The organism is Streptomyces sp. NBC_00094 (assembly GCF_026343125.1).
Lineage (GTDB): Bacteria > Actinomycetota > Actinomycetes > Streptomycetales > Streptomycetaceae > Streptomyces.
The window spans coordinates 3492936-3514475 of record NZ_JAPEMB010000001.1 but is presented as its reverse complement, the minus strand read 5'-3'; the positions used below and the strand labels follow the sequence as shown (position 1 = coordinate 3514475).

Sequence of the window (21540 nt, the reverse complement as noted above, 5' to 3'; positions counted from 1 at the left end):
GGCCCGACGGGGAGGTGGCAGGCAAGTGGAACAGCTGACGCAGCACGACCCGAGACGTATCGGGCCCTTCGAGGTGCTGGGCCGGCTCGGCGCGGGCGGAATGGGCCTGGTCTATCTCGCGCGCTCGGCCTCGGGCCGGCGCGTGGCGATCAAGACCGTGCGCACGGAGCTCGCCGAGGACCAGCTGTTCCGCGTCCGCTTCACGCGGGAGGTGGAGGCCGCCCGGGCCGTCTCGGGCTTCTACACGGCCGCCGTGGTGGACGCCGACCCGCGGGCCGCCGTGCCGTGGCTGGCCACCGCCTACGTCCCCGCGCCCTCTCTCGAAGAGATAGTGAACGAGTGCGGGCCGCTCCCGGCCCAGGCCGTGCGATGGCTCGCGGCCGGCGTCGCCGAGGCCCTCCAGTCCATCCACGGAGCGGGCCTGGTCCACCGTGACCTCAAGCCGTCCAACGTCCTCGTCGTCGAGGACGGCCCCCGGGTGATCGACTTCGGCATCGCGTCGGGCGTCTCCAACACGCGCCTGACCATGACCAACGTCGCCGTCGGCACCCCCGCCTACATGTCGCCCGAGCAGGCCCGCGACTCGCGGAGCGTCACCGGCGCGAGCGACGTCTTCTCGCTGGGCTCGATGCTGGTCTTCGCCGCCACCGGCCACGCGCCCTTCCACGGCGCCAACCCGGTCGAGACCGTCTTCATGCTGCTCCGCGAGGGCCCCGACCTGGAAGGCCTGCCCGAGGAGCTGCGGCCCCTCATCGACTCCTGCATGCAGATGGACGTCGCCCGGCGGCCCAGCCCCGCCGACCTGCAGGCCCAGCTCGCCCCGCACCTCTTCGGCCCCGGCAGCGACGACAGCGGTACGGCCTCGGCCTGGCTGCCGCATTCGGCCACCGCCATGATCGAGCGGCGCCGCGGCGGCGGCCGTACCACGCCCGCTCCGCCCGCCCCGCCGATGCCGCCGCGCCCGCCCGTGCGGCCCACCGACTGGTCCGGCGGCGACCCGCGCTCCCGGGAGCCCGGTCCCGCGCGTCCCGAGCCGGCGTACTCCGAGCCCGCGCACCTCGGTGGCGGCCGTCACGAGCCCGCGCACGTCGGCGGCGGACAGCCGCAGCCCGCGCAGTTCGGCGGCCGGCACGCGGGTCCCGCCGAGAGCGAGGGCGGCCCCGTCCGGCTGGGCGGCGCCACCGTGCCCATCGGCCCCGGCCCCCGGGTCTCCGACACCCGCGCCGCGCTCGCCGTCGGCCGCAGCGCCGACGCGGGCCCGGCGACCGGCTGGATCCGTCCGCCCGGCGGCGGCCCGCACGGCGCCGAGCCCGGCCCGGCGCCCGGCGCCCGGCCCGTCTCCGTACCCCCGCAGGGCGACGGCGCCGGCCAGGCCCCGCCGGAGCCCGGCCCCTGGCGGCCCTGGCGCTTCCGGATGTCGAACGACGTCTGGGGCACCCCGGTCGTCGACGGCGACCTGCTCTACGTGACCTCCTTCGAGGTCCACGCCCTGGACACGGGGAGTGGCCGGCGCCAGTTCAAGACCCGGGACGTGGCCTGGTCGATGGCGGTGGCCGCGGGCCGTATCCACGCCTCCGACGGGCCCACGCTGTATGCACTCGACGCGACCGACGGCGGCGAGCGCTGGCGGCTCCACACGGACGCCTGGGTGTACTCCCTCCAGGTCGACCGGGGCACGGTCGTCACCGGCACCCGTGGCGGCGGGGTCCAGGGCTGGGAGGCCTCCAACGGCGCCAAGCTGTGGGAGGTCACCGGAGCCCAGACGGACTTCGAGACCCCGGAGGCGGGGCCCGCCGTGCACGGCGACACCGTGTACGTGTGGCGGGACGCGCGGCTCCAGGCCCTCGACGCCCGGACAGGGGTGGAGCGCTGGTCGTACCCGATCGGCGACGCCGCCTCCTGCGCCGGCGTACCCGTCCGGGTGGCCCCGGCCGAGGACGGCTGCGTGTACGTGTCCGCCGGCACCCGGGTCCTCTCGATCGACATCGCCGCCGGGCACGTCCGCTGGCACTTCGAGGCGCCCGCCGTCTTCCTCTCCCCGCCGGCGTTCGCGCCGGGACCGGCCGTCACGGGCGGCGGGGTGTACCTCTCCGACCACCTCGGCACGGTGTACGCGCTCGACGCCACGACCGGCCAGGACCGCTGGCGGATCGCGACGGAGCCGCGCCAGTCGGCCGAGCCGGTGCTCGTCGCCGACGGCAACGTCCACGTCGGCAGCGGCAGCGCGCTCTACACGCTCGACGCGGTCACCGGCACCCCGCGGTGGCGGTTCGCGGCGGGCGGGGGCCTCGTCGGCTCCCCGGTCGTCGCCGACGGACGGGTGCACTTCGGCTCGGCCGACCACGTCCTGTACACCCTGGACGCGACCGGCGGCCAGCTCCGCTGGAAGCTCGCGACGGGCGGCGAGATCACCGGCTCGCCGGTGGTCAGGGGCGGGGTCGTGTACGCGTGCAGCAAGGACCGCTGCGTGTACGCGCTCGACGCGGTCAAGGGCACGGCCACGGGCCGGGGGGCCGCGGCCCGCTAGACGCCGATCCGCCGGACGGGCCCTACGGCCTGTCCGGACGCTGCGGGGGGCCCTCCCGGTCCGGGTCCCAGACCGGGACGTCGAACGGCTGGGTGGGCGCGGCGTACGGCGCCGAGGCCTGCGGATGGCGGTGCGGCCCGTCCGTGACGTCGGTGACGTCGCCCCCGGGCGGCGGGCCGTCCAGCGTGGGGTGGGTGGGCCGCGGTTCGTGGTCCACCCGCTTCCCCCGGTGGCCGCGCGACCGGCCCGACATGACGACCGCGCCGAGCAGCAGCAGGACCCCGCCGCCGAAGGCGTTCGCGACGCCGTCGCCCAGCCCCCTGCCGTCACCGGAGATCACGAGGCTGCCTTCGGCCTGCCCGACCCGCACCATCCAGAAGACGGTGAAGCCGAGGACGACGAGACCGGCGAGGGCGACGAGCAGCCGGGAGCGCAGGACGACCCCGACGAGCGTGACGAGGGCGGCGAAGGCGAAGGGCAGCAGGATCGAGCCGATCACCTCGGCCTTGGCGTCCGTGAGGCCGGTGAACAGCTCGTCGATGGCGTAGTCGCGCCCGTGACGGCCGTCGTACCAGGCACGGAAGGGGCTCCAGACGGCGGCCGTCGCTCCGGTGAGGGCCAGGACCGAGCCGAGGAGATTGCGGATCATCGAGCGGCCTCCTTGACGGTCCGGCTCTCGTTCTCGACGCTACGCCCGGTGCGGGGGCCCCGCCATGCGGCGCCGGGCATCACCTAGGGTGTGGCGCGGACACGACAGAGGAGGGGCGCGATGGTACGCACACGTCTGAAGATGGCGGCGACGCTCACGGTGGTGGTGCTCGCGCTGACCGGGTTCCAGACGAGTACCGGAGGCAAGAGCGGCAGCGGCAAGAGCCGCGGCGGCGACTCCGGCGGCGGCTGCTCCAGCTCCAAGAAGAGCAACGACGACTACGACGGCGGCTCGACGGGCGGCTCGGACAGCGGCGCGGACAGTGGCGCGGACAGTGGTTCGGGCGGCGGCTCCGGCAGCGGTGCGACGGTCACGCCGACCGTCACCTCCTCGACGGCGGCGCGGGTCGAGGTCGTCGTCGTGGACTGCGTGAAGCCCGCGCAGAAGAAGCGCAAGGGAAAGCCGGCCCGCGCCGCCGACACCACGGCGACCGTGGAGGTCACCCCGAAGGACTGGACGGTCCAGGGGGCCTTCGAGATCACGGTGGAGTTCAAGGACGCCCAGGGCGTGACGGTCGACGCGCGGACGGTCGACGTCACGGTCGAGGAGGGCGCGACGGAGACCGTCGACGTGGCCATGCGGACGCCGAAGGCGGTCGACCGGGTGCGGAACTGCGTACCGGGCGAGGTCCGCGAGCGGCCGTAGCGGGACCCACCTGGGCGCGGGCCTCGGGTCCAGGCCCCGGCCCGGGTTCAGGCCCCGCCCCGGGTCCAGGCCTAGCCCCGGGTTCAGGCCCCGCCCCGGGTCCAGGCCTAGCCCCGGGTCCAGCCCCCGGGTCCAGCCCCCGGGTCCAGCCCCAGGGTCCAGCCCCAGGGTCCCGGCCTAGCCCCAGGGCCCCGCCCCCGCGTCTCACCGCAGCCGGTATCCGCCCCCGCCCCCGCTCCTTCTTCCGCCGAACAGCTCCCCCTGGCGCTCCGGCGGCAGGTTCCCCAGGGCGACCAGGTGCGGTGCCTGTGCGAGGGCCGGGGTGCGGGACGGTTCCGTGACCGACCAGAGGGCCCGGACCGTGCCCTGGACGGCCTCGGTCGGGTGCGTCGCGATGACGGCGGCGGCCCGCAGGGCGGCCTCCAGGGCCCCGCCGGTCGGGGTCAGCTCGGAGACGAGCCCCGTCTCGTACGCCCGTCGGGCCGAGATCCGTTCCGCGCTGCCCATCAGGGCCATCCGGGCGATCTCCCCGTACGGCATCCGCTGCGCCATGTGGACGGTCTCGAAGGCGCTGACCATCCCGTAGGTGGTGTGCGGGTCGAAGAAGGTGGCGTCCTCGCCCGCGACCAGGAACTCGGCCTCGCCGAGCAGGTAGAAGGCCCCGCCGCACGCCATGCCCTCGACGGCGGCGACGACCGGCTTCCACAGGTCGTTCGCCTTGGGGCCGATCGTGAGGAGGGGGTCGTCGATCGTGTACGGGGACGAGGGCTGCGGGATGTTCCCGACGGCGTCCCGGTCGATCCCGGTGCAGAAGGCCCGCCCCCCGGCCCCGGTGACGACGATCGCGCGGATGTCGTCCTCGTACCGGAAACCCCGCCAGACGGCGGCGAGTTCGCGGGCCATGTCGAGGGTGACGGAGTTGTGTTTCGCGGGCCGGTCGAGGGTGACGACCGCGACCCCGGTCTCCTTGTCCCGCTCCACCCGGATACTCACCCGCGCTCCAGGAGCCAGCGGGGGACGGTGACGCCGTCGACCTCGGTGAAGGCGACCTTCACCGGGGCGCCGATGCGCAGCCGGCCCGGGTCGACCGAGTTCAGGGGGGCGTCGGGGATGGTGACCACGTTGCCGACGAGACGGATGCGGGGGGCCTCGGCCAGTTCGACGAGGACCGCGTTGTAGCCGGGCTGGGCGGCGTAGTCGGGCAGGAGCGGCGGGTGCGGCAGGACGTACGACCAGATCCGGCCGCGTCCGGACATGAGCCGCCACTCGCTGTCGAAGGAGTGGCAGTGCGGGCAGCAGGGGCGGGGCGGGAAGCGGAGCTCGCCGCAGTCGGGGGCCGCGCAGGCCTGGACGCGGAGCTCGCCCCGGGCGGTGTACTCCCAGAAGGGAGCGCCGTCCTCGTCGGCGACGGGTGTCAGCATCGGTGTCTCGGCTCCTCAGGCTCGAAGGAGGATCGCGGAGGTGGGGACGCCCTCGCCCGCCGTGACCAGGCAGGTGGCCGCGTCGGGTACTTGGGCGGTGGAGGTGCCGCGGAGCTGCTTCACGCCCTCGTTGATGAGGTTGAAGCCGTGGACGTACGCCTCGGAGAGGCCGCCGCCGCCGGTGTTGAGGGGCAGCCGGCCGCCGATCTCCAGGGCGCCGCCCTCGGTGAAGGCGGCCCCTTCGCCGCGTCCGCAGAAGCCGTAGCCCTCCAGGGAGAGCGGGACGAGCGGGGTGAAGGCGTCGTAGATCTGGGCGACGTCGACGTCCTGGGGGCCGAAGTCGGCTTGCTTCCAGAGGTGTCGGGCGGCGGTCCAGGCGGGTCCGGAGAGCGGGTCGTCGTTCCAGTAGTTGACCATGCCGTGGTGCTGGGCGGGCAGGCCCTGGGCGGCGGAGTGCACGTACACCGGCTTCTGCCGGCAGTCGCGGGCGCGTTCGGCGGAGACGATGACGCAGGCGAGCGCCCCGTCGGTCTCCAGGCAGTTGTCGAAGAGGCAGAGGGGTTCGCTGATCCAGCGGGCGGTCATGTACATCTCGCGGGTGAGCGGGCGTTCGTACATGATCGCGGCGGGGTTCTGGTTGGCGCGGTTGCGGCAGGCGAGGGCGACGTTGAAGAGGTGGTCGCGGGTGGCGCCGTACTCGTGCATGTAGCGGCGGGCGAGCATGCCGATCTCGTCGGCGGGGCGGAGCAGCCCGAAGGGGCGGGTCCACTGGCCGGGGGTGGCGAGCTGGGCGGCGGTGTTGGTCCAGGGCCGGGGGCCGGAGCCGCGTTTGCGCGAGCGCCAGGCGACGCCGACGCTCGCCTGGCCGGTGGCGACGGCGGCGGCGAGGTGGCCGACGGTGGCGCAGGAGCCGCCGCCGCCGTAGCCGATCTTGGAGAAGAAGGTGACGTCGCCGGCGCCGATGGACTTGGCGACCTCGACCTCGTCGGTCTCCTCCATCGTGTACGAGGCGAAGCCGTCGACCTCGGAGGGGTCGATCCCGGCGTCGTCGAGGGCGGCGAGGATCGCCCGGCAGGCGAGGGCCTTCTCGGTCTCGGGGAGTCGTTTGGCGAAGGCGGTCTGCCCGATCCCGACGATGGCCGTGGCGTCCTTGAGCAAGACAACCTCCACGTGTGGCAGCTCTACTGACAGCGCGTCAGGTTACAACTAATCTGACGGATAGTCAGCTCACGGGAGCCGGCGGAGTGAGTGCTGGAGGTGGAGATGCGCGGCGACCTGGAGTGGGGCACGATCCCCGGGCTCGTACGGGCGGCGGCCGAGCGGTACGGGGAGCGGGAGGCGGTCGTCGACGGACGCGCCCGCGTCACGTACGCCGAACTCGGCGAGCGGGTCGAACGGGCCGCCGCCGCGTGTCTCGCCACCGGGATACGGGTGGGGGACCGGGTCGCGATCTGGGCCCCCAACACCCTCGACTGGATCGTCTCGGCGCTCGGCGCCGTCACCGCCGGAGCCGTCCTCGTCCCCCTGAACACCCGCTTCAAGGGGACGGAGGCCGCCCACGTACTCCGGCGCTCCCGGGCCCGCCTGCTCTTCGTCACCGGCACCTTCCTCGGCACCTCGTACGTGGCCTCCCTGCGCCGCTCGGGCGTCGAACTCCCGGACCTGGAGAAGGCCGTCGTCCTCGGCGACACCGCGCCCGACGACCCGGCCTGGACGACCTGGAAGGCCTTCCTCGCGGCGGGCGACCGGGTCCCGGCCGAGCGGGTCCGCGCCCGGGCCGACGCGATCGACCCCGCCGACCCCTCCGACATCATCTACACCTCGGGCACCACCGGCAGCCCCAAGGGCGCCGTCATCGGCCACGCCCAGACCCTGCGCTGCTACGCGGTCTGGTCCGAACTGGCCGGCCTCCGGGAGGGCGACCGCTACCTCGTGGTCAACCCCTTCTTCCACACCTTCGGCTACAAGGCCGGCATCCTCGCCTGCCTCATGCGCGGCGCGGTGATCGTCCCGCAGTCCGTCTTCACCGTGGACACCGTCCTCGCCAACATCGCCGCCGAGCGCGTCACGGTCCTCCCCGGCCCGCCCACCCTTCACCAGTCCCTCCTGGACCACCCCGCCCGCGCGTCCCACGACCTCTCCTCGCTCCGGCTCGTCGTGACGGGTGCGGCCGTGGTCCCGCTCCGGCTCGTCGAGCGGCTCCGTACGGAGCTGGGGGTGGGCACGGTCCTCACGGCGTACGGGCTCTCCGAGGCGAGCGGCATCGTCACGATGTGCCGCCGCGACGACCCGGCCGAGACCGTCGCCACCACCTCGGGCCGCCCGATCCCGGACACGGAGGTCCGGCTCTCGCCCACCGGCGAGGTCCTCGTTCGGGGCCACCACGTCATGCGCGGCTACTTCGAGGACGCGGAGGAGACCGCGGCGGCGATCGACGCGGACGGCTGGCTGCACACCGGGGACATCGGCGTCCTGGACGAGGCGGGGAACCTGCGGATCACGGACCGCCTGAAGGACATGTTCATCGTGGGCGGCTTCAACGCCTACCCGGCCGAGATCGAGCAACTCCTGGGCCTCCACCCCGACATCGCGGACGTCGCCGTCGTCGGCATCCCCGACCCGAGGCTGGGCGAGGTGGGCAAGGCCTTCGCGGTACGGAGGGCGGGGTCGCGGGTGACGGCGGACGACCTGATCGCCTGGTCGCGGCGGGAGATGGCGAACTACAAGGTGCCGAGGGAGGTCGAGTTCGTGACGGAGCTCCCGAGGAACGCGAGCGGGAAGGTCGTGAAGGGGGAGCTGAGGGGGCGGGTGGCGGCGGGGGGGTGACGTGGGGGGAGGGGGGTGACGTGGTGGGGAGGGGGTGACGTGGTGGGGAGTGCAACCAACTCTCCACGTGCACACGTCATATGGGCAGTCTTACGCTTCCCTTACCTCACCCCCTCCTTCAGGAGCAGCCGGTGTCGACGCAAGAGATCCCCCTCACCCTCACCCCGCAGCAGGCCGCCACCGGCGTCGTCATCCCGATCCACCTGCCGACCGGCCCCGCCCAGCTCACCGTCCCGCCCTGCCGTCACGGAGACCTCGTCCCGGCCCGGATCGGCGACGGCGTGGTGTACGTGCGGATCACGGTCGCCGGCGGGCAGCAGGCCAAGAGGTCCGGCGTCCTCGGCTGCCTCGTCCCGCTCGTCGTGATCGGCGCGCTCGTCGGGGGCGGGTACCTCCTGAACGACGACAAGGACTCCGCCGGCTCCAAGGGCCCGGGCCCGATCCCGACCTTCTCGGTCGCGCCGTTCCCCACCCTCGACCCCCTCGGCACGGCCACCGCGACCCCCACCGAGGAGGAGCCCGAACCGTTCGACAAGGGCACCTGCCTCAACGGGCGGCTGCCCGACTCCGAGACCGCGCAGAGCGTCGACGACGTCGAGGAGGTCTCCTGCTCGGCCTCGGACGCCCACTACAAGGTGATCCAGACGTTCCCCTTCACCTCCGACATGGACAAGTGCAACGCCAACCCGAAGACGGAGTACGCCTTCTCGCACCGGTACACGATGAACGGCGCCGTCGTCAGCGAGTACGTGTACTGCCTGGTCGGCCTGGGCTCCTACGCCCGCTGAGGCGCGCGGAGGCGTGGTTCCGTACGTCCCGCGCACGCCGAAGGGGCCGGGCGGATGCCCGGCCCCTCCTGTGCGGTGGTCCGATCGCGTTGCGCACGGGCCCTGCCCGGACGGATCCCCCCTGGGTCCGTCGGGTGTCCCCCGAGTCCGTGTGCTCCCCCGTCGACCGGACCTCCTGGGCCCCGGCGGCTCCCCCGAAGTCGCCGCCGCGGCCTTTCCCCGTCGGGAATGGTCTACTTGGCCGGCTCCGTGGTGGCGTGCATGTCCATGGTGGTGATGGACTCCTCGTGGCCGCCGGTGATCTTCTCGGCGATGGCGTCGAGCGCCGGCTCGGAGGTGGCGTGCATGTCCTTGGTGGTGATGGACTCCTCGTGGCCGCCCGTGATCTTGTCCGTGATCGCGTCGAGCGCCGGCTCCGAGGTGGCGTGCATGTCCATGGGCTTGATGATCGGGTCCTGCTTGATCGGGTCGGTCATGCTCGTCAACTCCTGCGTGTGATGTCCGAGAGGTGAGGAGATTCGCCCAGCCGTTCCCCCGTGGACAGCTGGACGAATCTCCGGGGCCGATCACCCTAGTACTCAGGGGCAGTGACCCTCATCGGCGACCCGTCTGCCCCCCGACGCGGCGGATCGCCATGGATAAGAGCATGCCGGGCAGCGATAAACGAACGATGAACGCACTGGCCGGAGCGGTCTGGGGGGTCTTGCCGATCAGTCCGGGCTCGCGGTGTCTGGCACCGCGAGCCCCCTACGCCGCCTTCGCGGGGGTCAGCAGCGCACGGACCTCGGCGGCTTCCGGGGCCCCGAGGGCGTCGAAGATGCCGAGCGCCTCCTGCCAGCAGACCAGCGCTCGGCCGCTCTGGCCGATGCCGAAGAGGGCCCGGCCCAGGACCGTGAGCACGTTGCCCCGCCGCCACTCGCCCCCGATGCCCCGCAGGACCGTGAGGGCCATCTCGGCGTTCGACGCGGCCTGGGCGTGCCGACGGGCGGCGAGGTCCACTTCGGACAGCCTGAAGAGGGTCATGCCCTCCCACAGCCGCTGCCTGCTGTCGGCGAAGACCGCCAGCGCTTCGCGGAGCTGTTCGCCGGCCGCGGCGAGTTGGTCGTCCTGGGTGAGGGCGAGGCCGAGGGCGTACCGCCCGTTGGCGCCCCGCAGCGCGTGCCCCATCGAGTCGTAGATCTCCGTGCCCTGCCGGGCGAGGGCGATGGCACTCGACGTACGGCCCATGGCCAGGTGGATGCGCGACAGATTGCAGAGGGCGCTCGCCTCTCCCGGCTCGTCCCCGATGCCGCGGAACCGTTCGATCGCCTCGGTGAGGTACCGCTCGCCCTCCGCGAAGCGGTTCTGGTACAGCGCGATGATTCCGCGGGCGTTGGCGGACCAGCAGGCCGGTACGGGATCGCCGGCCCGGTCCGCGTGCGGCAGGGCGAGTTCGGCGTCGCGGTCCGCCTCCTTGAACCGGCCCGCCGTGTGGTGGACACCGGCGAGAACCATGAGCGCGCGGCCCTCGGTCCTGGCGTCCGCGTGGGTGCGGGCGGCGTCGCGCACGACGACGCCCGTCGCCTCGAACTCCCTGGAGTTCGCCCCCGATTCCCCGAGGTCCAGCGACGCCCACAGCAGGTCCACGCCCCGGCGCAGCGTGGCCGGGGACGCGGCCGACTGGCGGACCGTGGCCAGGAGGCAGTTGGCCTCCGCGTACAGCCAGTCCTGGGCCGTGTGGCGGTCGGTGAAGGTGAGGCCCTCGTGGGTCGTGGTTTCCAGGTGGTCGACCAGGCGGTCGCCGGGGCGCTCGATCGCGTACACCCGGGCCGCCGTCGAGAGGTAGAAGTCGAGGAGCCGGGAGAGCGCCGACTCCTTCTCCGACGGGGGCTGTTCGTCGCGGTCCGCGCAGGCACGCGCGTAGAGCCGGACCAGGTCGTGGTAGCGGTAGCGGCCCGGGGCCGCCGATTCCAGGAGGGACGTGTCGACCAGGGCCTCCAGGAGGTCCTCCGTGTCCCAGAGGGGGAGGTCCAGGAGCGCGGCGGCCGCCGCGAGCGAGATGTCCGGACCGTCGGCGAGGCCGAGGAGGCGGAAGGCGCGGGCCTGGGCCGGTTCCAGCTGGCCGTAGCCGAGTTCGAAGGTGGCCTTGACCGCGAGGTCGCCCGCCTGGAGTTCGTCGAGGCGGCGGCGTTCGTCGGCGAGCTTCGCCGCCAGGACCGAGACCGTCCAGGTGCGGCGCGCCGCCAGGCGGGACGCCGCGATGCGGATGGCGAGGGGGAGGAAGCCGCAGGCCGCGACGACGTCGAGGGCTGCTTCCCGTTCCGCCCGGACGCGTTCCTCGCCGACGATCCTCGTGAAGAGCTGGAGTGCTTCCTCCGGGGACATGACGTCCAGGTCCACCAGGTGCGCGCCCGCCAGGTCGACCATGCGGATACGGCTCGTCACCAGGGCCGCGCAGCCGGCCGTTCCGGGGAGCAGCGGGCGGATCTGGGCCGCGTCCCGGGCGTTGTCCAGGAGGACCAGGACCCGGCGGCCGTCCAGCGTCGAGCGGTAGAGCGCGGCGCGGTCGTCGAGCGAGTCCGGGATCGCCGAGTCGGGGGTGCCGAGGGCGCGGAGGAAGGAGCCGAGGACGGTCTCCGGGGCGGCGGCGCGGTTGCCGGCGCCCTGGAGGTCCACGTACAGCTGGCCGTCCGGGAAGTGCGGCCGGGCCTCGTGGGCCACGTGCACCGCGAGCGTCGTCTTGCCGACGCCGCCGATGCCCGCGAGCGCCGATACGGCCATGACGTGGCCCTCGGCCGTCGCGAGCCTGGCGCCGAGTTCCCGTACGAAGGAGGACCGGCCCGTGAAGTCCGGGACCGTCGCCGGGAGCTGGGCGGGGCGCGCGACGGGCGCGGCGGCCGGGGCGGCCTCCTCGACCGGGCGGGCCAGCTCGGAGTCTCCCTGGAGGATGCGCTGCTGGAGCCGGGAGAGTTCGGGGGTCGGGTCGACGCCGAGTTCGTCGGCGAGGAGCCGGCGCGTGTCCGCGTACACGGCGAGCGCCTCCGCCTGCCGCCCGCCCCGGTAGAGGGCGAGCATCAGCAGCTCGCGGAGCCGCTCGCGCAGCGGGTGCGCGGCGGTGAGCGCGGTCAGTTCGGAGACGGCCTCGGCGTGCGCGCCGACCTCCAGGTCGATGTCGAGCCGGGTCTCCAGGAGCGTGAGCCGCCACTCCTCCAGGCGGGTCCGCTGCGTCTCGGCGTACGGGCCGGGTACGGAGGCGAGCACCTCGCCGTCCCACAGGGCGAGGGCGTCGGCGAGCCGCTCCCGGGCGCCCGCGCGGTCCCCCGAGGCCCGGAGCTTCTCGGCTCCGGCGGCCAGTTCCTGCGCGGTGAGGAGGTCCAGGGCCTTGGTGCGCAGCGCGTAGCCGCCGGACTCGCTGACCAGGACCTTCGGGTCGAGTGCCTTGCGGAGGCGGGAGGCGTACGTCCGTACCGCGGCGAGTGCCTGTGACGGCGGGTCCTCGCCCCAGATCGCGTCGATCAGCTCGGAGGCGGTGGCGGTGCGTCCGCCGCGCAGGAGGAGGGCGGCGAGCAGGGCGCGCTGCTGGGGCGAGCCGGTGGGCAGGGCCTCGCCGTCGCGCCAGGCGCGTACGGGGCCGAGCACGCCGAAGCGCAGCTCACCGGTGGTGCCGGTGGTGCCGGCGACCACCTCGGTGCCCGTGCCCGCGACCATTCCGGAACCCGTGCCCGCGACCATCCCGGAACCCGTGCCCGCGCCCGCGTCGGCACCCGTGCCCGTCTTCGGAGCCCGCTGCACCGGAACTCGCGGCCCGTCTTCACGGTCCATAGCTCCCCCTGCCCGTACCGCTGGTTTCGCCCACCACAGTCTGCCTTGTCCGGAGGGAGTCCGTCAGCAGCGGGTCGGTCGAGAGCGGGGCCGGGAGCGGGGTTGGAGCCGGGCTGGGACCGGGCCGTTGCGCGACCGTTGTACGCCACGATAGCTGACGGGCCGTCAGATCGGCGCTACCGTGAAAGCCATGGAGAGCATGGAGACCTTCCCGAAGATCATCTCGGTGGACGACCACACCGTGGAGCCCCCGCACGTCTGGCGCGACCGGCTCCCGTCCCGCTTCCACGACACCGGCCCCCGGATCGTCCGCGCGCCCCTCAGGGAAATGACCTTCCTCGGCGGCAAGTTCGCCCCGGTCATGGGCGCCAAGGGCGAGGACGGGCCCATCGGTGACTGGTGGGTGTACGAGGACCTGCACCGGCCCCTCACCCGGCTCGACACCGCCGTCGGCTACGACCGCGACGAGATCCGGCTCGAAGTCATCACGTACGAGCAGATGCGGCCCGGCTCCCACTCGGTCCCCGACCGCCTCGCCGACATGGACGTCAACCACGTCCAGTCCGCCCTCTGCTTCCCCACCTTCCCGCGCTTCTGCGGGCAGACCTTCACCGAGGCGAGCGACCGCGAGCTCGGCCTCCTCTGCGTCCGCGCCTACAACGACTGGATGGTCGAGGAGTGGTGCGGCCCCGAGGCCCACGGGCGGCTGATCCCGCTCACCCTCATCCCGCTCTGGGATCCCGAGCTCGCCGCCGCCGAGGTCCGCCGCAACGCCGCGCGGGGGGTCCGGGCCGTCGCCTTCTCCGAGATACCGCCCCACCTCGGGCTCCCCTCGGTCCATACGGACCACTGGGACCCCTTCTTCCGCGCCTGCGACGAGACCGGCACGGTCATCGCCATGCACATCGGCTCCTCCAGCCGGATGCCGTCCACCTCCGCCGACGCGCCGCCGGCGGTCGGATCCACCATCACCTTCGCGAACTGCTGCTTCTCGATGGTCGACTGGCTGATGAGCGGCAAGTTCGAGCGCTTCCCCAACCTGAAGATCATGTACGCGGAGGGCCAGATCGGCTGGATCCCGTACATCCTGGAGCGCGCCGACGTCGTCTGGGAGGAGAACCGGGGCTGGGGCGGGGTCGCGGACAAGGTCCTGCGCCCGCCGTCCGAGCTCTTCGCCGGCCACGTCTTCGGCTGCTTCTTCGACGACGCCTTCGGGCTGAAGAACCTCGACGCGATCGGGGTCGGGAACGTCCTGTACGAGACGGACTACCCGCACTCCGACTCCACGTGGCCCAAGTCGCGGGAGGTCGGTGAGGCCCAGATGGGCCACCTGGCGCCGGACGTCGTCGAGCGGATCGTCCGCGGCAACGCGATCGACCTCCTCGGGCTGAGCCCGGAGGGCCTCTGGCGGCCGTGACCTGAGACGCCCACCGGTCGGGCCTCGTCCACGTCGTTCCGGGCCGAAGCCCTGCCGGGCCTTCCGTTCAGACCTTGATCACACGGATGCCGGGCCCGCACAGGACGGTCAGGTCCTCCGGGTCCGAGGTCAGGACCGTCACCGGGGCCGGAGAGGACAGCGCGGTCGCGGCCACGAGGGCGTCGAGGGCGTACTTGTGGCCGTGCAGGCCGGCACCCGCCAGGAGCTTGCAGGCCAGGCGGGCGATGGTCTCGCTCGGAGGAATCACGTTCACCCGGGAGGCGGCGTAGTCGAAGCGGGCCTGGGGGACCCGGGCGTCCCGGGCCTCGACGAGGGTGACGGAGCTGGTCACGACCCGGATGTCCTCGGCCTCGGCTGCCACGAGCCATTCGAGCAGGTCGGTGGAGCGTCGCACGAGCAGTGACAGGCCTTCGCAGTCGAGGACGAGCGTCCCGCTCACGCGGCGTCAGTCTGCTTCGCGGCCTCGCCGCGGAGCAGCGCGCGCTTCGCTTCGACGGCGGCGGCGTCGGCCGGGCCGAGTTCCGCCTCGGCGTCCTCGATCAGCTCACGCAGCCGTTCCCGCTCCAGCTGGCGCTGGACAAGCGCCTCGATGTACGAGGACATGCCGCGCTTGCCGGTGCGCTCCTTGAGCGCGGCGATCGTCCCCTCGTGCAGGGAGACCGAGATGGGACGGGTCGGGCCCTCGCCGGGGCCGGGCTGCTCGCTCATGGGGAGAATGATAGCAGTCGATTAATAATTGGATTGTTATTTGCCCCCACCCATCCTCGTTTCACCCCTTGCCTGATGGGCCATCAGGGGTGAGCATGGGGCCGTCGCTGTAACTGACGTAGCGTCAGACAAAGGGGTTCCCATGGTCGTCTACGGGATGCAGCTGCCCGTCCAGTCGCAATCCACCCTCTACGCCGAACCCTGGGAGGCGGCCGCCGGGCCCGGGGACCTGCTCGCCGTCGCCCGGGCCGCCGAGGCGCACGGCTTCGACTACCTCGCGAGCTGTGACCACGTCGCCATCCCGCGCCGGCTCGCCGGGGCGATGAGCACCATCTGGTACGACCCGGTCGCCACGCTCTCCTTCCTCGCCGCCGCCACCGAGCGGGTCCGGCTCCTCTCGCACGTCGCCGTCGTCGGGCTGCGCCACCCGCTCGTCACCGCCAAGGCGTACGCGACGCTCGACCACCTCTCCGGCGGCCGCCTGGTCCTCGGGGTCGGCGCCGGGCACGTCCAGGAGGAGTTCGAGGTCCTCGGGGTGGACTTCGCGCGCCGGGGCGCCGTGCTCGACGAGACCGTCGACGCGCTCCGGGCGGCCCTCGGCCCCGAGGAGTACCCCGAGCACCTGGGGGAGCGCTTCGCCTTCAAGGACCTCGGGCAGCTGCCCCGGCCGGCCCAGGAGCGGGTCCCCGTCTGGGTGGGCGGCTCCTCGCCGGCCGCCGTGCGCCGGGCCGCCCTCAAGGGCGACGGCTGGCTGCCGCAGGGCGACCCGCGCGACAAGCTCGCCGGGAAGATCCGGAACCTGCTCCGGCTCCGCGCCGACGCCGGGATCGCGGCGCCCCTGACCGTCGGCGCCATCACCGAGGCCCTGTACGTCGGTGCCCCCGGCTGGGAGGTCGGCCGCCGCACCCTGAGCGGCCGGCCCGAGGAGCTGGCCGCCTCCCTGCGCGCGTACGGGGAGATGGGCGTGCACCAGATCCAGGTCCGGTTCCGCTCCCGGAGCCGTACCGAACTCATCGACCAGATGGCGGCCTTCGGCACGGAGGTCGCCCCCCACCTGAACTGAGGAGCGTGGCAGGCATGGGCAAGCTCGACGGAAGGGTCGTCCTCGTCACCGGAGCGGCGCGCGGGCAGGGCGAGCAGGAGGCGCGGCTGTTCGCCGCCGAGGGGGCGCGGGTCGTCCTCGCGGACGTCCTCGACGAGGCGGGCGAGGCGCTGGCCAAGGAGCTGGGGGAGGGGCAGGCGCTCTACGTCCACCTCGACGTCACGCGGGAGGAGGAGTGGACGGCGGCCGTGGACGCGGCCAAGGAGCGGTTCGGGAAGATCGACGGGCTCGTCAACAACGCCGGGATCCTCCGCTTCAACGAGCTGCTCGCCACGCCTCTGGAGGAGTTCCAGGCGATCGTCTCGGTCAACCAGACCGGCTGCTTCCTGGGCATCCGGACGGTCGCGCCCGAGATCGCGGCGGCCGGCGGCGGCACGATCGTCAACACCGCCTCGTACACGGGGCTCACCGGCATGGCCGGCGTCGGCGCCTACGCGGCCTCCAAGCACGCCGTCCTCGGGCTCACCAAGGTCGCGGCGCTCGAACTGGCCGCACGGAACATCCGGGTGAACGCGGTCTGCCCCGGCGCGATCGACACCCCGATGAGCAACCCGGAGGGCGTGGACACGGCGTCCACGGCCGAGCTGTACCGGAAGCTCGTGCCGCTCGGGCGGATCGGTCGGCCGGCGGAGGTGGCGGCGCTCGCGCTCTTCCTGACGGGCGAGGACTCGGCGTACATCACGGGCCAGCCGTTCGTCATCGACGGCGGCTGGCTGGCGGGCGTGAGCCTGTTCTGAGGCCTCCCCGAGGTCATCTGACGGTTCATCAGGTATTGACGCGACCACCCCGTGGTGCGACAGTCGGGCACATCAACGATCTGACGGTTCGTCAGAAATAACGAGGACGGTGAACCCCTTGGAATTCGGGATCTTCGTACAGGGATACGTCGGCAAGCGCGCCGAGACCGATCCCGAAGCCGAGCACAAGGCCCTCATGGAGGAGACCGAGTACGTCATCCAGGCGGACAAGTCCGGGTTCAAGTACGCCTGGGCCTCCGAGCACCACTTCCTCGACGAGTACTCGCACATCTCCGCCAACGACGTCTACCTCGGCTACCTCGCCCACGCCACCGACCGGATCCACCTCGGCTCCGGCATCTTCAACCCCCTCGCCCCCGTCAACCACCCGGTGAAGGTGGCCGAGAAGGTCGCCATGCTCGACCACCTCTCCGGCGGCCGCTTCGAGTTCGGCTCGGGGCGCGGCGCGGGCTCCCACGAGATCCTCGGGTTCATGCCGGGCATCACCGACATGAACCACACGAAGGAGATCTGGGAGGAGACGATCGCCGAGTTCCCCAAGATGTGGCTCCAGGACGAGTACGTCGGCTTCCAGGGCAAGCACTGGTCGCTGCCGCCGCGCAAGATCCTGCCGAAGCCGTACGGGAAGTCCCACCCCGCCATGTGGTACGCGGCCGGGTCCCCCTCCTCGTACGCCATGGCCGCCAAGAAGGGCCTCGGCGTCCTCGGCTTCAGCGTGCAGAAGGTCTCCGACATGGAGTGGGTCGTCGAGTCGTACAAGACGGCGATCAAGGAGGCCAAGGCGGTCGGTGACTTCGTCAACGACAACGTCATGGTCACCTCCACCGCGATCTGCGCGGAGACCCACGACAAGGCCGTCGAGATCGCCGTCTCGGGCGGCCTCAACTACCTCCAGTCGCTGCTCTTCCGCTACCACGACACCTTCCCCCGGCCGGAGGGCATCCCCGCGTGGCCCGAGCTGCTCCCCGAGTACTCGGCCGAGATCATCGAACTCCTCATCCAGGAGGAGCTGATGATCTGCGGCGACCCCTCGGAGGTGCTCTCCCAGTGCAAGCGCTGGGAGCAGGCCGGGGCCGACCAGCTCTCCTTCGGGATCCCGATCGGGATCTCGTACGAGGACACGATGAACTCGATCAAGCTGATCGGTGAGCACGTCATCCCCAAGATCGACACGGACCCGGTCCACCGCACGACCCGCTTCCGTCAGGCCGCGGGCTCCTGACGGGGCGCGCCGGACCCCCGTCCCTCCCCGTGTGGGCAATCGTCCCGCAGGGCGGGACGGGTGGGCACACGGGACGGCGCCCTCCGCGGCGCCTCCGCCCTCTGTGCCCTGACCCGCACCACCAGTGCGGCGCACACGTGGTGCGGGTTGAGGCGCAGGAGCCTAGGCCCGGCACGGGGCGCCGTCCCGTTGTGCCCACCCGTCCCGCCCCGGCGGAACGAATGCCCACAACGAGGTGGGTGGTGCCAGCTGTATGAGCGCGGGGCGGTGTCTTCCCGGATCGCTGCCCCGTACCAGCCCCGGCCGGAGGCCGTTCCGCGGCGGCCCCGGTCCGGGGCACACCCGCGTCCACGCACAGACGTCCACGCGCCGCGTCCGCGCGCAGAACAGGAAGGTTCCGTCCATGCTCGACCACCTGATCACCGGCGCCACCGTCGTGGACGGCACCGGCGCCCCCGCCTTCACCGCCGACGTCGGGATACGCGACGGCCGCATCGCCGTCGTCGCCGAACCCGGCACCGTCCGCGAGGAGGCCCGGACCACCGAGGACGCCACCGGCCTCGTCCTCACCCCCGGCTTCGTCGACCCCCACACCCACTACGACGCCCAGCTCTTCTGGGACCCGTACGCCACCCCCTCCATGAACCACGGCGTCACCACCGTCGCCGGCGGCAACTGCGGCTTCACCCTCGCCCCGCTCCACCCGGACCGGCCCGAGGACGCCGACTACACGCGCCGCATGATGTCCAAGGTCGAGGGCATGGCCCTGGCGGCCCTCGAGGAGGGCGTCGACTGGGGCTGGTCGTCCTTCGCCGAGTACCTCGACGCCCTCGAAGGGCGGATCGCCGTCAACGCCGGCTTCATGGTCGGCCACTGCGCCCTGCGCCGGTACGTGATGGGCGCCGACGCCGTCGGCGGGCAGCCCACCCCCGAGCAGCTGGAGCACATGGTCACCCTCCTCAAGGAGGCCATGGAGGCCGGGGCCTGGGGGCTCTCCACCACCCAGTCCTCCACCCACTCCGACGGCGACGGCGCCCCCGTCGCCTCCCGGCACGCCACCCCCGCCGAGCTGATCGCCCTCTCCCGGGCCGTCGGCGAGCACGAGGGCACCCAGCTGGAGGCGATCCTGGCCGGCTGCCTCGACCAGTTCTCGGACGCCGAGATCGAGCTGTTCGTGGAGATGACCGCCGCCGCCGGACGTCCGCTCAACTGGAACGTCCTCACCATCGACGCCGCCGTCCCCGAACGCGTCCCGCGCCAGCTCACCGCCTCCGAGCGGGCCCGCAAGTCCGGCGGCCGGATCGTCGCCCTCACCATGCCGATCCTCACCCCCATGAACATGTCGCTCGGCACGTTCTGCGCGCTCAACCTCATCCCGGGGTGGGGCGAGATCCTCGGACTTCCCCTCCCCGAGCGGATCGTGAAGCTCCGCGACCCCGACGTCCGGGCCGAGATGCTGCGCCGCGCCGACTCCAAGGAGGCCGGGGTCTTCCGGCGGCTCGCGCACTTCGGCCGGTACGTCATCGGCGACACGTACAGCGCGGAGAACGAGGGCCTGACCGGCCGGGTCGTGAAGGACATCGCCGCCGAACGCGGCCAGGACGCCTTCCAGTGCCTCGTCGAGATCTGCGCCAACGACGACCTGCGGACCGTCCTGTGGCCGATGCCCAGCGACAACGACCCGGCCTCCTGGGCGCTGCGCCGGGAGACCTGGGACCACGAGGACGTCCTGCTCGGCGGCTCGGACGCGGGCGCGCACCTGGACCGGATGTGCGGGGCGCCCTACACGACCCGCTTCCTCGGCGACTGTCTGCGCGGCCGGAAGCTGGTTCCCCTGGAGCGGGCGGTGCGGATGCTGACCGACGAGCCGGCCCGGCTCTTCGGACTGCGCGAGCGCGGCCGTATAGAGGAGGGCTTCCACGCCGACCTCGTCCTCTTCGACCCGGAGCGGATCGAGGCGGGCCCGGCGACCCTGGTGCACGACCTGCCGGGGGACAGCCCGCGCCTCGACTCGCGCGCGATCGGGATCGTCTCGGTCCGGGTCAACGGCGTGGAGACGGTACGGGACGACGAGGTGACCGGCGCGATCCCCGGCAGGGTGCTGCGCTCCGGCCGTGACACGAGGACGGTGGCGACGCGATGAGGACCGAGCGGCTTTTCATCGGCGGCGAGTGGGTCGAGCCCGACGGCGGCCATTACCCGGTTATAGACCCGGCCACGGAGGAGGTCGTCGGCCTGGCGCCGGAGGCCTCGCGCGCCCAGGTGTACGAGGCGGCCGCCGCGGCCCGCGAGGCCTTCGGCTCCTGGTCGCGGACGAAGCCGGAGGAGCGGGCGGCGATCCTCGACCGGGCCGCGGACCTGATGGCCCGGGACGCCGAGGAGAACGTGCTGCTCGCGCGGGCCGAGACGGGGGCCACCACCGGCACCGCCCGCGGGATGCAGGTCGCGATCGGCTCCTCCCGCTTCCGGCGGTACGCCCGGGGTGCGATGGAGCCGGTCGAGCAGGCGCTGCCGCCGCAGATCAACGAGGCCGGCCCGATGGGGAAGGCCGGGGTGTTCGGCGCGGTGGCGGTGCGGCGCCCGGTCGGCGTGGTCACCTGCATCACCTCGTACAACAATCCCTGGGCCAACCCGGCGGGCAAGATCGCACCGGCGCTCGCGATGGGCAACACGGTCCTCGTGAAGCCGGCCCCGCAGGACCCGCTGTCGGTGTACGCGATGACCCGGGCCCTGGCGGAGGCCGGCGTCCCGGCGGGTGTCGTCAACGTGGTCACCGGCTCCTCCGTGGAGTCCGGGCAGGCGGCGGTGGACTCCCCGGACGTCGACATGGTCTCGTTCACCGGCTCGACGGCCGTCGGGCAGGCGATCGGCGAGGTCTGCGGGCGCTCGCTCAAGCGGCAGCTGATGGAGCTGGGCGGGAAGGGGGCCGCGGTCGTCTTCGACGACGCGGACCTGGACTCCGCGGTGATGGGCATCGGGACGACCTTCGCCTTCTACAGCGGGCAGATCTGCACGGCCCCGACCCGGGTGCTCGCGCAGCGCGGGATCTACGAGCAGCTGATCGAGAAGCTGACCGGCTTCATGGCCTTCATGACGGTGGGGGACCCGACGGAGCGCGGCACGGTGGTCGGCCCGGTGATCTCGGCGGCCCACCGCGACCGGGTGGAGTCGTACGTCGAGCTGGGGCGGAAGGAGGGGGCGCGGGTCGTCGTCGGCGGCGAGCGTCCGGACTTCGCCAAGGGCTTCTACGTGGCCCCGACCCTGCTCGCCGACTGCACCAACGAGATGCGGGTGGTCCGGGAGGAGATCTTCGGCCCGGTCGTCGTGGTCGTCCCCTTCGACGGGGAGGAGGAGGGGATCGCGCTCGCCAACGACAGCGACTACGGCCTGATCGACTACGTGTGGTCCGGCGACGTGGCCCGCGCCTTCCGGGTCGCGGCCCGGCTGCGGGCCGGCGGGGTGGGGGTGAACACGATCGGACGGAACATGGAGGCACCGTTCGGCGGATTCAAGAAGAGCGGGGTCGGACGGGACGTCGGCTCGTACGCGCTGCACGCGTACAGCGAGCTCCAGGCGGTCGTCTGGCCGGGCTGAG

At 72.8% G+C, this 21540-nt stretch carries 18 protein-coding genes; 10 read left to right on the top strand and 8 right to left on the bottom strand.

Features of this window, described 5'->3' with window-relative positions:
• Nucleotides 1-25: 25 nt before the first annotated feature.
• The gene (locus OG580_RS15165) at nucleotides 26-2527 is read left to right on the top strand and encodes a PQQ-binding-like beta-propeller repeat protein (protein ID WP_267044206.1); all 2502 of its coding nucleotides are present in this window, start codon (nucleotides 26-28) and stop codon (nucleotides 2525-2527) included.
• 22 nt (nucleotides 2528-2549) lie between these two features.
• Here OG580_RS15165 and OG580_RS15160 read toward each other — a convergent pair whose 3' ends face one another.
• On the bottom strand, nucleotides 2550-3176 hold the full coding sequence (locus OG580_RS15160) for a hypothetical protein (protein WP_267044205.1): 627 nt from the start codon (nucleotides 3174-3176) through the stop codon (nucleotides 2550-2552).
• Nucleotides 3177-3296: 120 nt separating this feature from the next.
• Between OG580_RS15160 and OG580_RS15155 the strand changes: the two genes are divergently transcribed.
• Complete coding sequence (locus OG580_RS15155) at nucleotides 3297-3881, top strand: hypothetical protein (RefSeq protein WP_267044204.1); 585 nt, start codon at nucleotides 3297-3299, stop codon at nucleotides 3879-3881.
• Nucleotides 3882-4085: 204 nt separating this feature from the next.
• On the opposite strand, the gene OG580_RS15150 is transcribed toward OG580_RS15155, so the two are convergent.
• From OG580_RS15150 to OG580_RS15140, 3 genes are read right to left on the bottom strand one after another with little or no spacing between them, the layout of a single operon-like run.
• Entirely contained in the window at nucleotides 4086-4874 is a 789-nt protein-coding gene (locus OG580_RS15150) for an enoyl-CoA hydratase/isomerase family protein (protein WP_267044203.1), read from the bottom strand.
• Nucleotides 4871-5302, bottom strand: a complete 432-nt coding sequence (locus OG580_RS15145) for a Zn-ribbon domain-containing OB-fold protein (protein ID WP_267044202.1) — start codon at nucleotides 5300-5302, stop codon at nucleotides 4871-4873. The genes OG580_RS15150 and OG580_RS15145 overlap by 4 nt, the downstream gene beginning before the upstream one ends.
• A 15-nt stretch (nucleotides 5303-5317) precedes the next feature.
• Nucleotides 5318-6460 (bottom strand): lipid-transfer protein, encoded by a 1143-nt coding sequence (locus OG580_RS15140; RefSeq protein ID WP_267044201.1) that lies wholly within the window; start codon nucleotides 6458-6460, stop codon nucleotides 5318-5320.
• A 105-nt stretch (nucleotides 6461-6565) separates the two neighbouring features.
• Here OG580_RS15140 and OG580_RS15135 point away from each other — a divergent pair, with 105 nt between their 5' ends.
• Both OG580_RS15135 and OG580_RS15130 read left to right on the top strand, forming a co-directional pair.
• The gene (locus tag OG580_RS15135) at nucleotides 6566-8128 is read left to right on the top strand and encodes a FadD3 family acyl-CoA ligase (RefSeq protein WP_267048014.1); all 1563 of its coding nucleotides are present in this window, start codon (nucleotides 6566-6568) and stop codon (nucleotides 8126-8128) included.
• A 131-nt stretch (nucleotides 8129-8259) separates the two neighbouring features.
• Nucleotides 8260-8916, top strand: coding sequence for a hypothetical protein (locus OG580_RS15130; protein ID WP_267044200.1), 657 nt, complete (start codon nucleotides 8260-8262; stop codon nucleotides 8914-8916).
• Between the two features lie 233 nt (nucleotides 8917-9149).
• Here OG580_RS15130 and OG580_RS15125 read toward each other — a convergent pair whose 3' ends face one another.
• Nucleotides 9150-9392, bottom strand: a complete 243-nt coding sequence (locus tag OG580_RS15125) for a hypothetical protein (RefSeq protein ID WP_267044199.1) — start codon at nucleotides 9390-9392, stop codon at nucleotides 9150-9152.
• Nucleotides 9393-9663: 271 nt separating this feature from the next.
• The gene (locus tag OG580_RS15120) at nucleotides 9664-12603 is read right to left on the bottom strand and encodes an AfsR/SARP family transcriptional regulator (RefSeq protein ID WP_267048013.1); all 2940 of its coding nucleotides are present in this window, start codon (nucleotides 12601-12603) and stop codon (nucleotides 9664-9666) included.
• Nucleotides 12604-12916: 313 nt separating this feature from the next.
• Between OG580_RS15120 and OG580_RS15115 the strand changes: the two genes are divergently transcribed.
• Entirely contained in the window at nucleotides 12917-14134 is a 1218-nt protein-coding gene (locus OG580_RS15115; protein ID WP_267048012.1) for an amidohydrolase family protein, read from the top strand.
• 67 nt (nucleotides 14135-14201) lie between these two features.
• Here OG580_RS15115 and OG580_RS15110 read toward each other — a convergent pair whose 3' ends face one another.
• Both OG580_RS15110 and OG580_RS15105 read right to left on the bottom strand, forming a co-directional pair.
• Nucleotides 14202-14594 (bottom strand): type II toxin-antitoxin system VapC family toxin, encoded by a 393-nt coding sequence (locus OG580_RS15110; protein WP_267044198.1) that lies wholly within the window; start codon nucleotides 14592-14594, stop codon nucleotides 14202-14204.
• The gene (locus OG580_RS15105) at nucleotides 14591-14863 is read right to left on the bottom strand and encodes a hypothetical protein (protein WP_267044197.1); all 273 of its coding nucleotides are present in this window, start codon (nucleotides 14861-14863) and stop codon (nucleotides 14591-14593) included. The genes OG580_RS15110 and OG580_RS15105 overlap by 4 nt, the downstream gene beginning before the upstream one ends.
• A 142-nt stretch (nucleotides 14864-15005) precedes the next feature.
• Between OG580_RS15105 and OG580_RS15100 the strand changes: the two genes are divergently transcribed.
• The 5 genes from OG580_RS15100 to OG580_RS15080 all read left to right on the top strand — a co-directional run bounded on the left by OG580_RS15100 (nucleotide 15006) and on the right by OG580_RS15080 (nucleotide 21539).
• Nucleotides 15006-15926, top strand: coding sequence for a TIGR03619 family F420-dependent LLM class oxidoreductase (locus OG580_RS15100; RefSeq protein WP_267044196.1), 921 nt, complete (start codon nucleotides 15006-15008; stop codon nucleotides 15924-15926).
• Between the two features lie 14 nt (nucleotides 15927-15940).
• Entirely contained in the window at nucleotides 15941-16702 is a 762-nt protein-coding gene (locus OG580_RS15095) for an SDR family NAD(P)-dependent oxidoreductase (RefSeq protein ID WP_267044195.1), read from the top strand.
• Between the two features lie 118 nt (nucleotides 16703-16820).
• On the top strand, nucleotides 16821-17945 hold the full coding sequence (locus OG580_RS15090; protein WP_267044194.1) for an LLM class flavin-dependent oxidoreductase: 1125 nt from the start codon (nucleotides 16821-16823) through the stop codon (nucleotides 17943-17945).
• A 403-nt stretch (nucleotides 17946-18348) separates the two neighbouring features.
• On the top strand, nucleotides 18349-20088 hold the full coding sequence (locus OG580_RS15085; RefSeq protein WP_323182569.1) for a D-aminoacylase: 1740 nt from the start codon (nucleotides 18349-18351) through the stop codon (nucleotides 20086-20088).
• Nucleotides 20085-21539, top strand: a complete 1455-nt coding sequence (locus OG580_RS15080) for an aldehyde dehydrogenase family protein (protein ID WP_267044192.1) — start codon at nucleotides 20085-20087, stop codon at nucleotides 21537-21539. Before OG580_RS15085 ends, OG580_RS15080 begins: the two co-directional genes overlap by 4 nt.
• The last annotated feature ends 1 nt before the right edge of the window (nucleotide 21540 follow it).

Excerpts from the sequence above, each read along its gene's own strand:
- OG580_RS15145 (WP_267044202.1), bottom strand. The coding sequence starts at position 5,302 with ATGCTGACACCCGTCGCCGACGAGGACGGCGCTCCCTTCTGGGAGTAC.
- OG580_RS15115 (WP_267048012.1), top strand. The coding sequence starts at position 12,917 with ATGGAGACCTTCCCGAAGATCATCTCGGTGGACGACCACACCGTGGAG.
- OG580_RS15135 (WP_267048014.1), top strand. The coding sequence starts at position 6,566 with ATGCGCGGCGACCTGGAGTGGGGCACGATCCCCGGGCTCGTACGGGCG.
- OG580_RS15155 (WP_267044204.1), top strand. The coding sequence starts at position 3,297 with ATGGTACGCACACGTCTGAAGATGGCGGCGACGCTCACGGTGGTGGTG.
- OG580_RS15120 (WP_267048013.1), bottom strand. The coding sequence starts at position 12,603 with ATGGTCGCGGGCACGGGCACCGAGGTGGTCGCCGGCACCACCGGCACC.
- OG580_RS15160 (WP_267044205.1), bottom strand. The coding sequence starts at position 3,176 with ATGATCCGCAATCTCCTCGGCTCGGTCCTGGCCCTCACCGGAGCGACG.
- OG580_RS15125 (WP_267044199.1), bottom strand. The coding sequence starts at position 9,392 with ATGACCGACCCGATCAAGCAGGACCCGATCATCAAGCCCATGGACATG.
- OG580_RS15105 (WP_267044197.1), bottom strand. The coding sequence starts at position 14,863 with ATGAGCGAGCAGCCCGGCCCCGGCGAGGGCCCGACCCGTCCCATCTCG.
- OG580_RS15095 (WP_267044195.1), top strand. The coding sequence starts at position 15,941 with ATGGGCAAGCTCGACGGAAGGGTCGTCCTCGTCACCGGAGCGGCGCGC.
- OG580_RS15080 (WP_267044192.1), top strand. The coding sequence starts at position 20,085 with ATGAGGACCGAGCGGCTTTTCATCGGCGGCGAGTGGGTCGAGCCCGAC.
- OG580_RS15100 (WP_267044196.1), top strand. The coding sequence starts at position 15,006 with ATGGTCGTCTACGGGATGCAGCTGCCCGTCCAGTCGCAATCCACCCTC.
- OG580_RS15085 (WP_323182569.1), top strand. The coding sequence starts at position 18,349 with ATGCTCGACCACCTGATCACCGGCGCCACCGTCGTGGACGGCACCGGC.